We start from the raw sequence: 16,305 nt of genomic DNA on the forward strand, positions 1-16,305 counted from the left end.
GAGGAAGTGCTGTGAATAGAAAGCCATGCTCTGAATCGCTAACAGTAAAGACATCCCATGTATTACCACCAGATACGAACACACATGGCACCCTATTTGGAGGAAAACTGATGGCCCATATTGATGATGTGGCCGCAATTGCTGCTGTCAGGCATGCTAGGCAACTAGTTGTGACAGCTTCTACGGATTCAGTAGATTTCCTACAGCCTGTTAAGGAAGGCGACTCCATCTGTATGGAAGCCTTTGTAACATGGACACATAATACGTCCATGGAGGTATTTGTGAAGGCTGTAACAGAGGATTTGCTGACTGGCAAAAGAAAAGTGTGTACTACTGCTTTTCTTACCTTTGTTGCGATTGATGAAGACGGGACTCCTATACCGGTTCCGCAAGTCTACCCTGTAACGGAACATGAAAAAAAGCTTCATGAAAATGGGGCTCTTCGTGCAGCCCATCGTAAAGAAAGAAGAAAACAATCCAAGGAGCTGGCGGAGGAATTCGGTACAAGTTTTCCTTGGAACAAAGAGAGATAAGAAGCCTTTATAACGGGGCTTCTTTTCGATTTGGTTGTCTGTAGGTTCGCATAGTCGAAAAAAGGGGTATATGAGCCCTAAGCAACCAACACAACAAGGAGGATAATCACATGGCATTATTAGAAAATATTATTGGTGATATAAACAATGTTCTATGGAGCTACATATTAATTGTTGTCTTAATCGGACTTGGTTTATGGTTTACCATTCGAACAGGTTTTGTCCAATTTCGTTATTTTCCAGAAATGATCCGGGTCCTTTTCGACAAGCGAACGTTAAGCGCGTCTGGTAAAAAGGGGACATCTGCATTCCAAGCCTTTGCCATTAGTGCCGCATCACGTGTCGGAACAGGTAATATGGCAGGGGTTGCTACAGCAATTGCAGCAGGTGGTCCAGGAGCGGTATTTTGGATGTGGCTCATCGCGCTTCTAGGAGCAGCTTCTGGGTTTGTAGAGAGTACGTTGGCACAGGTTTATAAAGTTCCGGAGAAAAATCAATATCGTGGCGGGCCAGCTTATTACATGGAAAAGGGATTAAAAAACCGTAAGCTAGCTATTGCTTTTGCCGTTATTATTACGATCACATACGGTCTTATTTTTAACTCGGTACAATCCAACACGATTAGTTTAGCTTTTTCTGAACAATATGATTTGAATAAGGGTTTACTTGCAGGGATTTTATTCGTCTTTACCGCTATTGTCATATTTGGCGGAATTAAAAGCATTGCCAATGTGTCTCAAGTCATCGTACCAGTAATGGCTATACTCTATATTTTTATTTCTGTCTATATACTTCTAACTAACTTCACCGCAATACCTGATATGATTTCGATCATATTTACAAACGCATTTGGAATTCGAGAAGTAGCTGGTGGTGGATTTGGTGCTGCGATAATGATGGGAATTAAAAGAGGGCTATTTTCCAATGAGGCAGGTATGGGTAGTGTGCCCAACGCTGCTGCCACTGCAGAGGTAACACATCCGGCAAAGCAAGGGTTTATTCAAGCATTCGGAGTGTTTGTTGATACGATCCTTATTTGTAGTGCTACAGGATTCATTCTTATTACAGCAGGTGGTTATGAGGGGAAAGAAGATCTTGACGGGATTCAGCTAACCCAAGATGCTTTTGCTTTCCATATAGGTGATTGGGCAAGTACATTTATTGCCATCGCTATTCTGTTATTTGGTTACAGTTCTATTTTAGGGAATTACTATTATGGCGAAAGTAATATTGCCTATATTAAAAACAGTCGATTGGTGATGTTTCTTTACCGTGTAGCCGTATTGCTTATGGTAGTATTTGGAGCGGTCGCTGCATTTGATCTTGTTTGGTCTTTGGCTGATTTGGCCATGGCAGTAATGGCTCTTATTAACCTCTATGCCATAACGCGGTTATTTAAGATTGCCAACCGGGTATTACAGGATTATATAACACAACGTAAAGCCGGTAAGGATCCTGTCTTCTACCGAGATACACTTGAAGATGAAGACGGGATTGCTTTTTGGGGCAGAGATCAGAGCTCTGACAAAGAAAAATAAAGTAAAAGCTTAGTAAAGAAAAAGCCGATCGTGATTCGAAACTATCATTCGAAGTCGATCGGCTTTTTGTCTGTTTTGATGGTGTAAATACTGTGAAATAACGACGTTCATTGCTTCCTAGCCAAAATTCTATACTTTCCTAACATATAAAAAAAGGGCGGCAAATGCCGTCCAGTTTACTCACATTCTGTATTCAATTCTTCTTCTGTAACATGATTGTCGGCCCAGCATTGAATCTCTTGTATCACTGGCTCAAGAGCCTTTCCTTTATCTGAAAGAGAATACTCTATTCTAACAGGGAACTCTGAATAAATATTTCGCTTTACGATTCCTTCTTTTTCGAGCATTTTTAATCGATCAGAGAGTAATCGTCCGCTAATAGGTAAGTCAGATTCCATCTCCGAGAAACGCTTTGTCCCACCGAGCAAATCAGATAGTATTAAACCAACCCAGCGTGTGCTAAGAAGTCCCATTGCCTTTTCAAAACGTGGACATAATTTCTCCATGATCATCACCTCACTCTACGACGATATGCTCTAAAGCTAATAAATCTACATTAATTACAAAAAGTAACTACCTTCTTATTATCATAACACAACTCTTATTGGCCGTAAATAGAGATAAGAATTGGGGATTATAGTCGTACTATTTGAAAAGTTATTTTGGTAATTTCTTTCGTTTTATGAAATAATAACGGTATACGAAATTTATTTATTGGAGGTAGAAGGATGGTTAGTCAACAAACAAAAGAAAAGTATGCAGATTTAGCGCTTCGTAAAGGAGTTAATTTACAAAAAAACCAAGCGTTAATGATTAATGCACCATTAGAGGGAGCGGATTTCACTAAAATTGTTGTCCGTAAAGCCTATGAAATGGGTGCTAAAGATGTACATATTAATTGGGTTGATGATGAACTGACCTTGTTAAAATATGAAAATGCACCAGATGAAGTGATTGCATCCTATCCAGATTGGAAGGTCCAATTACATGACAGCTTTGCTGAGGATGGCGCAGCGGTATTAAATATCCGTTCTACAAATCCTGATTTGCTTAAAGATATTGATCCAACAAGAGTAGCAAAAGCAAATAAGGCTGCAGCACAGGCTATGAAAAATTTCCGCAAATATACAATGAACGACCGAATTGCTTGGTCTATTATCTCTATTCCAACAGGTGATTGGGCGCAAAAAATCTTCCCTGACAAAACAAAAGAAGATGCAGTAGAGGCCCTTTGGGACGCTATTGTGAAGATTGTAAGAGTTGATCAGGAAGACCCAGCAGCAGCTTGGGATGCCCACAATGAGACATTGAGAACAGCGCGGGAGATTTTAAATAAAAAGGATTATAAAAAACTTTTATTTAGAGCGCCTGGAACTGACTTAGAAATGGAACTTCCAGAAGGACATATTTGGAAAGGTGGGTCTGCTGTAACAGAGGGCGGAACTACGTTCAACCCGAATATGCCAACAGAAGAAGTATTCTCTATGCCACATAAGTATGGGGTTAATGGTACAGTTTCTAGCACGAAGCCATTGAATTATGGTGGTAGCCTAATTGATAATTTTAGCCTGACATTAAAAGATGGAAAAGTTGTCGACTTTAAAGCAGAGCAAGGGGAAGACACACTGAAGCATTTACTTGATACAGATGAAGGGGCAACACGTTTTGGTGAGATTGCGTTAGTACCACATGAATCACCAGTTTCCCAGTCTGGGTTAATTTTTTATAACACGCTATTTGATGAAAATGCGTCTGTTCACATTGCGTTAGGTAAAGCCTATCCAACAAACTTGAAGGGTGGCTCTGCAATGGATGAGGAGCAATTGGATAAGCATGGCGTAAACGATAGCCTTACACATGTTGACTTTATGATCGGCTCAGAGCAACTTGATATTGATGGTGTTCTTGCTGATGGAACTACAGAAGCCGTGTTCCGTAATGGTACTTGGGCATTGAATATAAAATAGTAAACAAAAGCGCAAGCGCCCGTATTAAGGAACGCCGACTAAGTTCGCCTCGTCCTGAGGCAACGTCGGCATGACCCGCATCCTCCGGGCCCACATACCACATAGCGGCTGGAGCGAGAAGTCGCCTAGTTTCTGGATGCTGGAGCTGGACGTGGCTATTCCTGTTAATGAACGGCAATGAGAACAAGATCTTATGCTTTCCTATTTCAATTTAAAAAGAGGCCATACTTCGTTAATGCGGAGTATGGCCTCTTTCTCTTAGGATTACATCTTGTCATTCTTTACAAGGGCTGCTTTGATTTTGGTATAGTCGAAGCTATCGCCGAGCGTTTCTTTTATTTCTCTAAGTTTAGGTTCTTCTAATTGCTGGTGTACTGCAAGGACTTTTGCCTCTTCCTCTTCATTGAAAAATATTTGCCATAAGAGGGGGTGTCCATCTTTGTAAGCTTTAAATAAATGGCTTTCTACAGTTTGCTTAGAAAGGTCTCGCATCGCGGCAATATCTTTTATAGACTTGCCAGATTGGAACAATTTATAACTAACAAGGTGACTAGGACCTTCCTCACTCTCTTTGCGTGGCTTTGCTCGAGGAGTGTCCGAAATGCGTACCCGTTCTGTTACATCTTGATTACCTTGGCGCCATTCCTGTATAACTTGGAGAAAGGTTTCTCCATATTGCTCGTATTTTTTCTCGCCAATTCCTTTAATGGTTAGCATATCTTCTTTTGTAACAGGGAAGTAACGACTTAGTTCCTTTAGTGTAGCATCAGAAAAGAGGACATATGGTGGAACGTTCCTTTCATCCGCTAACTCCTTCCGTCTTGCTCGTAACGCTGTAAATAAATCCTCATGATAGTCAGTCTCCTCAGATTGAGGAATAGGTGCAGTAAACATCCATACCTGTCGTTTTCCTTTCAGCACTTCAACGGATTGTTGATTAAGTTTTAACACAGGAAATTTCCCTTCTTCTGTAGCAAGCAGTTGCTCTGCAATCAAAAAGTGAATCCACTCGGTCAGTTCTTTTTCAGTATAAGAGGAAAGGATGCCGTACGTTGAGATGGAGGTAAGCTGAAACTGGCTTATCTTTTTATCTTTGGATCCCTTTAACACTTTGGCGGTCATTCCTACACCAAATCGTTCTCCCATCCGTTTGACACAAGAAAGAATCTTTTGGGCTTCCTCTGTAATATCACTTTTTTCTTGGCGCTCTAGACAATTACTACAGCGACCACATCCTTCGCGTGAAGGCATATCTGAAAAGTAGTCTAATATAAAGTTAGTCAGACAACTATGGGTATGGCAATAATTGATCATTGCCTGTAGCTTTCTGTATTCGCCTTGCTTTGCTGCTTCTTCCATCTGAGACTGCTCAATTAGGAATTTCTGCAATTGAATGTCTTGAGGGGAGAAGAGTAGGATGCAATCACTCATCTCTCCATCCCGTCCGGCTCTTCCTGCCTCTTGGTAATAGGATTCTATATTCATAGGCATGGCATAGTGAATAACATAACGGACATTTGACTTATCAATACCCATCCCAAAGGCATTTGTCGCAATCATGACCGTTGTTTCATCATGAATAAAAGCAGTCTGGGCTTGTTTCCGTTCTGACTCACTTAACCCAGCATGATATTTTGATACCGAAACGCCTCGTTTGGTCAATTGCTCATGTAAGGCGTCTGCTTGTTTTCGAGTTGCCGTATAAATAATACCAGATTCGTCCTCATGTTTTTGAATAAACGAACGTATATAGGTGGGCTTGTCCTTTCCTTTTATAAGATGGAAGTTCAGGTTTGCGCGTTCAAAACCTGTATTTATAACATGATCCATCTGCAGCATTTGCTGAATGTCCTTAATCACTTCTCCCGTTGCTGTTGCGGTTAGGGCGATCAAGACAGGGACGGACTGTAACTTCCTTAGGTTAGGTACAATTGAACGATAGCTTGGCCTGAAGTCGTGCCCCCATTGAGAGATACAGTGTGCCTCATCAAAGGCAATAAGGGACAAAGGAATACGTCGTATTACATTGATGAAAAAGGATGATTCAAAGCGTTCTGGAGCTACGTAAACAAATTTGTAACGCTTTGCAGCAATATCCTGCATGCGTTGCTGTTGTTCTTCAGTGGTTAACGAGCTATTTATATATGTAGCAGGGATCCCTAGTGATTGGAGGGCATCTACCTGGTCCTTCATTAATGAGATTAATGGGGAAATAATAATGGCAGTGCCATCGAGAACCATTCCGGGAACCTGGTAACAAAGGGATTTTCCGCCGCCGGTAGGCATGACAGCCAGGGTATTACGTTGCTGCAAGACATGTTGGATCGTTTCCTTTTGCCCAGGGCGAAAAGATTCATAACCAAAATAAGACTGCAGAATTTCTTGTTCTTTTGCCATCATAACGCTCCTCCTCTAAAAATATCCTATCACATATTCGTGAATAAAGAAGTATGTTTTGCCCCGGTGCAACTGGCCGTAAGACTCCCACTTCAAAACATGAGGTGAAACAGTTAGTTTTTAGTGGGAGTAAACGGACGTTAACACCCCGATTGGTTCAACTAACAATCAGTGGGGGATATTGAAAACCCCCCACTGATTGAAGTTTCACTTTATCGGAATATGGGGATTGCTGCTCGTTCGCTAAATTGACAAAAAGGGTGTTCCAAATGATGGAACAGCCTCGTACTTTAGCGCCTTTGTTCTTTTATTTGTGTGATTATCAAACCTAAGAATACACCAATAATCGCAGGTAAAATCCAACCCAGTCCAATACCGAAAAAAGGCAGTTTTTCAACATATGGGTTTGCCCAGGTTAGCGGTACACCAAACTCCCCTAAGCCGTCGTAAAGACTTATAAAGGCTGTAAAAAGAATGGCGAAACGATATACATAAGGAGAACCGTGAAACATCTGATTTAAGAAAGTAAGGATAATCAAGACAATGGCAATCGGGTAGATGAATACCAACACTGGGACGGAAAAACTTAAAATAGTGTTCAACCCTTGGTTGGCGATAATATAACTAACCATCGTTACAATCAATACTAGCCATTTGTATGGAATGGGCGTTACTTTGGAAAAAAACTGCCCACATGCAACGACTAGACCAATTGAAGTAGTAAAACAGGCTAGAGTGACAATGATACCTAAAAGAATAACACCATATTCTCCAAAAATGGTGTCAGCAGCAAAAGAAAGGATATCTCCTCCGTTATCAAAAGAGCCATGTTGGCCCATCTTCGCGCCTATCCAGCCAATTGATCCGTATACTGCGATTAAGCCAATTCCTGTCACCAAACCAGACTTCAAGGTTTCCTTTACAATGGCCCGACTACTATGGATCCCTCTTTCCCTGTAAGCATTAACGACAATGATACCAAACGCAAGTGCGGCGATAGCATCCATGGTAAGATAGCCTTCTACAAAGCCATTAAAAAAGGGATTGCTTTTGTAATTACCGCTAGGTTCACCAAGTGGCTCTTTTAATAGAAAGAACCCACCAACTATGAGGGCAGTAATAACCAACAGTAACAGTGGTGTCAGGTATTTGCCAATCTGATTTACCACCTTCGAAGGGTTAAGACTAAATATAAATACGAGTATAAAAAAGAAAGTTGTAAAGATTAAGAGTGAAAGGGACCCAGTCTTAAATGGCTCGATAGACATTTCATAGCCTACGGTTGCAGCACGAGGGATACCAAAAAATGGCCCAATTGCTAAATAAACTACAGATGTAAAGATCAAACCAAATAAGGGGTGCACCTTGTCTGCAAGTTCCCTTGCATCATTTTTAACATAGGATATGGCGGTCACAGCAAGAAGGGGAAGCCCAACCCCGGTGATAACAAATCCGCTAATTGCGGTAAAATAAGATGTGCCAGCTTCTATTCCGAGAACAGGAGGATAAATTAAATTTCCCGCACCAAAAAATAAAGCAAATAACATAAAACCGATGATAATATTATCCTTATTCATTAAAAATAACTCCTTGGGAGAAAAATAGGTTGTGCCCTGTCCTCTAGAGAATGGAAAGGTCGAACCTCTGAGAAAAGGGCATCTGGTTAGAACTGCATTTTGTCTTATTTATTTTACTTTAGGAAAGTATAAAATTTCAGTTAGGAAACAATAACAGTACAGTTAAAATTTTGAGATCCTAAGTCCAAGAAAAACGTTCAGATTCCCTAAAAGAAGAGTGAATACTAGTTTTTCTAGTCTGTATTATCTGACAAAAAAAGTCATTTCATGCTAAAAAACAATTTAACGTACGGTGCACTCCATACTTTGGATAGCAAAACAAAGGTAATCGTAACAAGAAGGGAAACGCGCTGTCAATGGCTAGATTTTACAGCCTTTGTTATTTAAATGAATACGTGTACATAACATTAGCGATAAAATATAAGGTTAAAATTGTTTACTTTCTCCTAATAGACCTATAAAATGTCCTTATTAATATAGAATTACAAAGTGTGGAAAAGTAAGTCACACTATTATTAACACTATCCTATAGGGGGTATGACATGGTTCCGTCACTATTATTTGAAGTTATGCTGATCGGTCTTCTCGGGATTGGCTCTCAATGGCTTGCTTGGCGTTATCGTATGCCGGCAATTGTTGTAATGTCCATAACTGGACTACTAGCTGGTCCAATCCTAGGTATACTTAATCCTGAAGAAGATTTCGGCAGTTTATATAGTCCCATTATTTCCGTAGCTGTAGCAATCATACTATTTGAAGGCAGCCTAAATCTTAGTTTTAAAGAATTGCGTGATCTGGGAAAACCCGTATTCCGCATTTCCACTATTGGGGCATTTATTGCCTGGATTCTAGGATCACTGACTGCGCATTATATAGCAGGATTATCTTGGGCAGTAGCATTTGTAATTGGAGGCTTATTTATTGTAACAGGTCCGACTGTTATTATGCCTTTACTACGTCAATCTAAACTTAACCCACGTCCAGCAAAGATTCTAAAGTGGGAAGGGATCATTGTAGATCCAATCGGGGCTTTACTGGCAGTATTCGCTTTCGAGATTATCTCATTTATGACTGCTGATAATCCTGATGGTACAAAACTATTACTATTCTTTGCTGCTTCCCTGTTTGCCATAATATTTGGTTGGGCATGTGGCCGTGGAATGGGCTGGATGTTTGAAACAGGACATATTCCAGAATTCCTAAAGTCACCGGCTGTTGTAATTGTCGTCATACTTTGTTTCACAGGTGCAGATGAAATCATGCATGAAACGGGCTTACTGTCCGTGACTGCGATGGGGATTACATTAGCAAATATGGGGATAAGTTCTATTTCGGATATGCGCCACTTTAAGGAGAATATATCCATTCTCTTAATTTCGACGATCTTCATCATGCTGACAGCGTCATTACAACTGGAAACCCTTCTGCAAATTTTTAGTCCGAATATTATTGGGTACGTTATTCTTATGATGTTTATCGTTAGACCATTGTCGATCTTTCTCTCGACCATTGGAACAGGGTTATCCTTTAATGAGAAGGCGCTAGTAGGTTGGATTGCGCCAAGGGGAATTGTAGCACTTACAGTCTCAGGATACTTTAGTGGAGTTCTCCAAGAGGCTGGTTATGATGATGCAGGAATTCTGACAACCCTCACTTTTGGTTTAGTGTTCTTTACCGTACTAGCCCATGGTTTTTCAATTGGATGGCTTGCTAAAAAGCTCCATCTGTCAATGGAAGGAAAACCTGGTACATTAATCGTCGGTGCCAACAGATTTACTGTTGAGCTTGGTAAATCACTACAAAAAGCAGGGCTTCCAGTTATCATTGTAGATTCCTCATGGGAAAGATTGCGCAAGGTTAGAGAATCTGGTTTGAATTTCTATCATGGCAATATGCTGTCAGAGCAAACGGAGTATAACCTGGATACAATTCCGTATGAATATCTGCTTGCTGCGACAGACGATCGTGCGTATAATTCCCTCATCTGTACTACGTTTATGCCAGAGTATGGAAGGACGAATGTCTTTAAGATAAGTCCGTTTGTTGAAGGGAAAAGTACGAATTCAGAGATAGTCTCTAAGGTAGGCGGAAGAATCCTATTCGATAAAAAATTCTCAATGGATGATCTTACGGATAAAATGGCAAATCATTATATTTTCCGTCAGACTACATTAACGGCACAATATAATTATAAGCAGTATGTAGAAGATAAAGATCCATCTACCGTATTTTTATATTTAATCAAGCCGTCTGGTCAACTTAAGTTTTATTCTGAAGAGATGCGCACTGTCCCAGTAGTAGGGGATACCATCGTAAGTTTGACACCACCGAATAAGGAAAAAGCTAAAATACAGGCAAAGCTGGAAACAAATCGTAATAACAATCAAAATGGGAATCAAAACTAAGAAAGAGTGGGTGCCATAAAAAGGTACCCACTCTTTCTGTTTACAGTAGAATATAATTAATCGCTTGCTAGTACAGTGCTCTGCATTTAAATTTAGGCTTCATCCAATCTTTCACGAATTTCTGCAATTTCCTTTTCCAGTCTGATTAACTGCTCCTCAGCTGAAGAGACACGTCCCCGAACATACTCAAGCTTGTCCATGTCGCTTTGAATACGTACATAGTCTGACTTTAACTCATCCAATTTAGCTTCTAATGCTTGTTTATTCATCCGTATCACCTCTCTAATAAGTGTAGCCGATTTCCCCTTTGCAAAACAAGACAAATCTAATAATTGCTACATTTGTAAGGAGTTTGTGAAAAGCTTGGTTGTGGGTGTTAAAGATAAAAAACAACGAGGCTGGGACGGTCCCAGCCTCGTTAGAAATCTTTCCCTATTCTATATGAGGGAGTCTTCTTTCGTATCCTTGGATTTCTGGTAAGTCTTATAAAAGTGAACGATTATGGTCTTTATTACCGCGTAGAAAGGTACGGCGAAGAGAATACCTACAAATCCAGCAATACTACCTGCAGCAAGGATAACGGTGATAACTGTTAAAGGATGCAAATCTAGCGCACGCCCCATAACGTTTGGTGAAATGAAGTTACTTTCAATTTGCTGTGCTATTAGCATAACGATAGATACCCAAACAATCATAAGGGGATCTTGAAAGGCACCAACGATCAGTGCAGGCACCACTGCTATAAATGGCCCAATAAAAGGAATCACGTTCATCACCATAGCGAATAAGGCAAGCGTCAAGGAATAGTCTAACCTGATAATGAGATAGCCGATAAATAATAGAACACCTACAGCAAAGCTGACGATTAGCTGTCCTTGGATAAAAGCGGTCAGCGTATCATCGATTTTACCAAGCAGGCTACGCAGATTCTTTGCTTTTTTCTTAGAGAAAATTTGGGTAACGAATGGTATGAGTCGATCCCCATCTTTCAGCATGAAGAACAGGAAGAATGGTACCAATACAAGTGCTGCAATAACGGAAATTAACTGTCCAATAAAGCCAAACAGGTAATTTAAAACATTTTCGATATGGGACTGCAGATTATCCGTAAAATTGCTAATTGCCGTATCGACTTGTTCAGGAATCATCGTTTGGTTGGATTGCCAATATGTGATCATTCCTTGTGCCCAGTCTACCATTTTTGGAATATTGTCTATCAAGTTCTTAAACTGGTATTGCGCTATGGGAGCTATGTAGATCCACACGAGATATCCCAGTAGAATGAGGACAAAGAATACAAGAAAGATAGATACAATTCGATTAATACGAAAACGTTCGAACAAATGCATTAAAGGCTTTGTCAGGTAATAAAGAATGCCTGCCCCAATTAGAGGTAATGCCACCGCACCCAAATACTTGATAACAGGATCAAATACAAAATTTGTTTCGGAAATTAAAAGAATGAGGAGAAATACTAATATAAAGAATACTAAAACCTGAAACCAACGTTTATTTACCAAATCTAACCCTACTCTCGTAATCTTTTATATCTTTCAGTTTACCGTTTTATTAACGAAATAGGAAGCAGTATATAAGTATTAGTTTAACCTTATTCCCCTTAGGTTAAACACGCTAACGAAAGGAATAGAATAATTAATAAAAGTATGCTAGAATTTGAACATCTATACATATGTTGGGGGAAAAATGCATGTACAACTGGGAAAAAAGTTTTCAAAAGTGGCATTCTTTTCAAAATCTAGATTTATCATTGCAACAAGAGCTAACAAGTTTGCAAAATGATAAGACAAAGTTAGAAGATGCCTTCTACAAAGAATTAACATTTGGGACAGGCGGAATGCGAGGCGTTTTAGGACCTGGAACGAATCGAATGAATATATATGTTGTGCGCAGAGCGGTAAATGGCCTTGCGAATTATCTTCTAAAGAATACCGTGAATGTGAAAGATCGCGGTGTAGTGGTTGCTTATGATTCTCGTTATATGTCACAGGAATTTGCGGTTGAAACAGCTAAGGTACTGGGGGCACACGGTATAAAAACACATGTCTTTGAGTCATTAAGACCAACTCCGTTACTGTCATTTGCGGTACGCTACTTTGGTACAGTAGCGGGTGTGATGATTACAGCAAGTCACAACCCTCCTGAATACAATGGCTTTAAAGTATATAATGAGGATGGTGGGCAAATTACACCGTCTCAGGCTGAACAAATTATTGAAGAAATCCAAAAGACAGAGGATGAGTTGCTTGTCCCTGTTATGGAGAAGGACGTCCTGGAGCAAGAGGAATTGTTAGATTGGATCGGCAATGAAGTTGATAATGCTTATTTGGAACAATTGAAGCTTATCTCAAAATTAAGTTTCGAAGAACAAGATAGTGAAAAAGATTTGAAGATTGTCTTCACTCCATTACATGGTGCAGCAAATGACCTGGTGGTAAATGGCTTACGACAATTACAGTTTAACCAGCTAGAAGTTGTAAAAGAACAGGCTGTTCCAGATCCAGAATTTTCCACGGTAGATTCGCCTAATCCAGAGGAACACCAGGCATTTACGATGGCAATTTCCCAAGGTAAGAAAATAGGTGCCGATATTCTGCTTGGAACAGATCCGGATGGAGATCGCTTAGGGGTCGCTGCTAAGGGAGTAGATGGAGAATACCAAGTGCTAACAGGAAATCAACTTGGAGCATTACTTCTCGATTATATTTTATCTCACAGCAATCACACTGTCTTAAAGAGCGCACGAATGCTCAAAACAGTGGTCACATCAGAACTAGGAAGAGCTGTTGCAGACGCCTACGATGTGAAAACGATCAATACGTTGACTGGATTTAAATATATTGGAGAGAAAATCCATCAGTTTGATGCCACGGGGGAAACCTTTATTTTTGGCTATGAAGAAAGCTATGGCTACTTAATTAGTAGTATGAGTAGGGATAAAGACGCGGTACAGGCTGCTGTGATGGCTTGTGAAATGGCTTCATACTGGAAACAACAAGGCAAAACATTGTTGGAAGCATTGGATGTCCTTTACGAACAGCATGGTTATTTCCTTGAAGGCATGTCCTCCCTGACCTTGAAAGGAAAAGCAGGTACAGATCAAATTGCTACCATTATGGAAAGCTTTAGAAACGAACCACTGGAAGAAATAGCTTCCTACAAAATTGAAAAGATAGAGGACTATTTGGTAAGTGAGCGCACTATTTTTGACGGCGAAGGGAAGAAGTCAGAAACCATCGAGCTTCCAAAAGAAAATATGCTCAAGTTTATTCTTCGTAATGATAGTTGGGTAACGTTACGACCATCTGGTACAGAACCAAAAATCAAATGTTATTATGGTGTTTGCACAGACAGTAAAGAAGACAGCCAGCAAAAATTGGCTGCATTGAAAGAAACAATGGATAATAAAATTGCAGTTATTTTAGAGAATGATAAGTAAGATTGCATAGAGAAATCCTATCAGGGAAACCTAAAATATGTATAAGAAGCCGCAAAGAGAAAGCAGTTTTTCCCATAATTAGATATATGGTAGGGTCTATTGTTATTGACTTTTTGGTCGTAAAACGTTTTAATAAAGAAAGTAATATTCCTAAAGGGGAGTAGCTGTACAATTTAAGTCGTCATTACGAGAAATATTCTCCGGCTTATTTTGGCAACGGACGTTGTTTGCGAGACCTTTACCACTAACAGGTAAGGGTCTTTTTATGTTCTTATCTGTTGGTAGGATCATAAAAAAGGAGAGAGAAAAAATGCCAGTAGATTTATTATTGGAATATTTATGGGTACTTGTTGTTTTGATTGGTCTGGAAGGATTATTAGCTGCTGATAACGCATTAGTGCTTGCCATTATGGTGAAACATCTTCCGGAAGAGCAACGCAAAAAGGCATTATTTTACGGTCTGGCTGGAGCGTTTGTGCTTCGTTTTGGCTCACTATTTGTTATTTCATTTCTTGTTGACGTTTGGCAGGTACAAGCATTAGGGGCATTATACTTATTGTTCATGTCGATTAAACATTTGTATGACAAGTTAAAGCCAAAGCGAGAGGTTCAGGAAAAAGAAGAATCGGAAAAAGCAAAAGGCAGTGGCTTCTGGATGACAGTCCTCAAAGTAGAATTTGCCGATTTGGCATTTGCAGTCGATTCTATTTTGGCAGCCGTAGCCTTGGCTGTGGCACTTCCAGCAACGGGACTTGGAACAATAGGGAGTCTCGATACAGGGCAATTTCTTGTTATATTTGCAGGCGGAATGATCGGGCTTATCATTATGCGTTTTGCAGCGAATATTTTTGTTGATTTACTTAACAAGCGCCCTGGGTTGGAAATCGCCGCATTCATTATCGTTGGGTGGGTTGGTGTGAAGCTAGCGCTTATCGTACTAGCGCATGAGGATATTGCGTTGATTCCACATGATTTCCCACATTCTACTTTGTGGAAGGCTATTTTCTATGTAGTATTGGTAGGAATAGCAGTTGTAGGTTGGTTCGTCTCTGGACGCACGGTCGAGAAAGTTAAAGATAATACAGATAACTAGGCCAGACGAGAGCAGTCATCTTTCTATAGAGATGACTGCTTTTTTCGGCTATGAGACATCCTCTCGTTTTTTCTTACACCCGAGCTTTTGAGCACCACGATGGTAGATCGACTAACAACAACACCTTTAGCTGGGCGTGGCTTCTCGAACTACCTTGCTTCCTTCATTCGCTGCTACTAAACGGACGCTTCACTTAGCTACTCATCTTCTCAATTTGTAATGAATAGTTGTCTGGTAGAATATCTGCTTGCAAAATCCTATCTATATAGCTCTCGGCAGCCTTGTAATTTGAGAATGTAATAATTTTGTCGTTCTCTGCGAGGTATGCGCGAATCCTGTTTTTTCCTATTACCATCACTTTGAACATGTGTATCCCTCCTGATTAGTCCTTCCTAAAACACGTAAGCACCTTCAGTCAGACGCCGATGAATATTTTTTGTATATCACTGCTATCTAAATGAAAATAAAAAAGCCGAGAAGGAAGAAAGATTCCTTTTCGGCTTATCTCTTGGCACTATCGTCCAGACATTCCCACCATTATTTAGTTGGATTTAATATTAATATGACGTATCCTGCGTCATCTGAAAAATCCCAATCGACAAATATGTCATCTATTGTTAAACCAAGCACTGCTTCGAGGTATGGTTTGTTTATTAGGCTTTTTTCTAGTTTCCTTTTAGCTAAGCGAAGCTGTTCATTAAAACCAGAACGTATTAACTCTTGTTCAATCTCCACAAATATTTTATCGCGTTTCGACACAATCGTTCGCGAATTTAGCTTATAAGAATGTAGCTTTTCTGGTACCTTTTGTGCTTGTTCTGTGAATCGGTTAATTTCTTCGTGTAGGCCACCCTTTTCTGGATAGTCTTCAAGTCGATTATTTTCATAATCTTCATTCGAAACAAATTCTGCGAAGATGACGCCAGTCTTTTTATCTAAGCACCAGTCATAATAAATGCCTTTAACTTGTTCATTTGTTTCCGCAACAATAATATTTTGAATCTCTGGGATAAGTTTATTCATCAATGCATCACGTGTTTCTTGTACACGTAATGGATTGTCCTGACTTAATAATACATTTTCCATTGGTGCTAAAAAGTCTCTTAAATACATCGTAATAAAGGGCTTGCCGACACTTACGTATATCGAGCCAGGTCCCTTCCCAAAGTTATCACGAAGTAGTTTGCCAATCGTACTGGCTAAAGTGGTCTCTAACGTCTTTTCCATTCGTTTCGTTCCATCCTTCTTTTTAGAGGAAGGCACATCATATTGCTTTCCCTATTTTTTAGTATAACATTACCCACTATAGAGTGCCAACAAACCTTTCATGTAAAGATT

13 protein-coding genes are annotated in these 16,305 nt (G+C 39.9%); 6 read left to right on the plus strand and 7 right to left on the minus strand.

All coding sequences use genetic code 11. The features are described from left to right. Window positions 1–11: 11 nt before the first annotated feature. Both ACTWPF_RS02480 and ACTWPF_RS02485 read left to right on the plus strand, forming a co-directional pair. Window positions 12–533 (plus strand): hotdog domain-containing protein, encoded by a 522-nt coding sequence (locus tag ACTWPF_RS02480; RefSeq protein WP_106898092.1) that lies wholly within the window; start codon window positions 12–14, stop codon window positions 531–533. Between the two features lie 110 nt (window positions 534–643). Beyond that, window positions 644–2,071, plus strand: a complete 1,428-nt coding sequence (locus tag ACTWPF_RS02485; protein ID WP_443148186.1) for an alanine/glycine:cation symporter family protein — start codon at window positions 644–646, stop codon at window positions 2,069–2,071. A gap of 176 nt (window positions 2,072–2,247) precedes the next feature. Here ACTWPF_RS02485 and ACTWPF_RS02490 read toward each other — a convergent pair whose 3' ends face one another. Beyond that, window positions 2,248–2,577, minus strand: coding sequence for a winged helix-turn-helix transcriptional regulator (locus tag ACTWPF_RS02490; RefSeq protein ID WP_106898090.1), 330 nt, complete (start codon window positions 2,575–2,577; stop codon window positions 2,248–2,250). Window positions 2,578–2,799: 222 nt separating this feature from the next. Here ACTWPF_RS02490 and ACTWPF_RS02495 point away from each other — a divergent pair, with 222 nt between their 5' ends. Next, window positions 2,800–4,038 (plus strand): aminopeptidase, encoded by a 1,239-nt coding sequence (locus ACTWPF_RS02495; protein WP_443148187.1) that lies wholly within the window; start codon window positions 2,800–2,802, stop codon window positions 4,036–4,038. Between the two features lie 264 nt (window positions 4,039–4,302). On the opposite strand, the gene recQ is transcribed toward ACTWPF_RS02495, so the two are convergent. Together recQ and brnQ are read right to left on the minus strand one after the other, a co-directional pair. Continuing rightward, entirely contained in the window at window positions 4,303–6,438 is a 2,136-nt protein-coding gene (gene recQ, locus ACTWPF_RS02500) for a DNA helicase RecQ (RefSeq protein ID WP_443148188.1), read from the minus strand. A gap of 287 nt (window positions 6,439–6,725) precedes the next feature. Next, the gene (brnQ, locus tag ACTWPF_RS02505) at window positions 6,726–8,012 is read right to left on the minus strand and encodes a branched-chain amino acid transport system II carrier protein (RefSeq protein ID WP_161464364.1); all 1,287 of its coding nucleotides are present in this window, start codon (window positions 8,010–8,012) and stop codon (window positions 6,726–6,728) included. 542 nt (window positions 8,013–8,554) lie between these two features. Between brnQ and ACTWPF_RS02510 the strand changes: the two genes are divergently transcribed. Further along, a complete protein-coding gene (locus ACTWPF_RS02510) occupies window positions 8,555–10,417 on the plus strand; it encodes a cation:proton antiporter (RefSeq protein WP_238017844.1) in 1,863 nt (620 codons plus the stop codon). A 92-nt stretch (window positions 10,418–10,509) separates the two neighbouring features. Here the strand turns inward: ACTWPF_RS02510 and ACTWPF_RS02515 are convergent, their stop codons facing one another. Beyond that, on the minus strand, window positions 10,510–10,686 hold the full coding sequence (locus tag ACTWPF_RS02515; RefSeq protein WP_443148189.1) for an SE1832 family protein: 177 nt from the start codon (window positions 10,684–10,686) through the stop codon (window positions 10,510–10,512). A gap of 168 nt (window positions 10,687–10,854) precedes the next feature. Next, window positions 10,855–11,937 carry an AI-2E family transporter gene (locus ACTWPF_RS02520; protein WP_443148190.1) on the minus strand — a complete coding sequence of 361 codons (1,083 nt, stop codon included), beginning with the start codon at window positions 11,935–11,937 and terminating at the stop codon, window positions 10,855–10,857. Window positions 11,938–12,125: 188 nt separating this feature from the next. Between ACTWPF_RS02520 and ACTWPF_RS02525 the strand changes: the two genes are divergently transcribed. Together ACTWPF_RS02525 and ACTWPF_RS02530 are read left to right on the plus strand one after the other, a co-directional pair. Beyond that, a complete protein-coding gene (locus ACTWPF_RS02525) occupies window positions 12,126–13,874 on the plus strand; it encodes a phospho-sugar mutase (RefSeq protein WP_443148191.1) in 1,749 nt (582 codons plus the stop codon). Window positions 13,875–14,184: 310 nt separating this feature from the next. Beyond that, window positions 14,185–14,967, plus strand: coding sequence for a TerC family protein (locus ACTWPF_RS02530; RefSeq protein WP_106898082.1), 783 nt, complete (start codon window positions 14,185–14,187; stop codon window positions 14,965–14,967). 193 nt (window positions 14,968–15,160) lie between these two features. On the opposite strand, the gene ACTWPF_RS02535 is transcribed toward ACTWPF_RS02530, so the two are convergent. Beyond that, complete coding sequence (locus tag ACTWPF_RS02535) at window positions 15,161–15,334, minus strand: hypothetical protein (protein WP_443148192.1); 174 nt, start codon at window positions 15,332–15,334, stop codon at window positions 15,161–15,163. A gap of 170 nt (window positions 15,335–15,504) precedes the next feature. Beyond that, on the minus strand, window positions 15,505–16,194 hold the full coding sequence (locus ACTWPF_RS02540; protein WP_106898081.1) for a DUF2294 domain-containing protein: 690 nt from the start codon (window positions 16,192–16,194) through the stop codon (window positions 15,505–15,507). Window positions 16,195–16,305: the final 111 nt, after the last annotated feature.

The organism is Oceanobacillus sp. M65 (genome assembly GCF_052246275.1).
GTDB lineage: Bacteria > Bacillota > Bacilli > Bacillales > Amphibacillaceae > Oceanobacillus_B > Oceanobacillus_B jordanicus.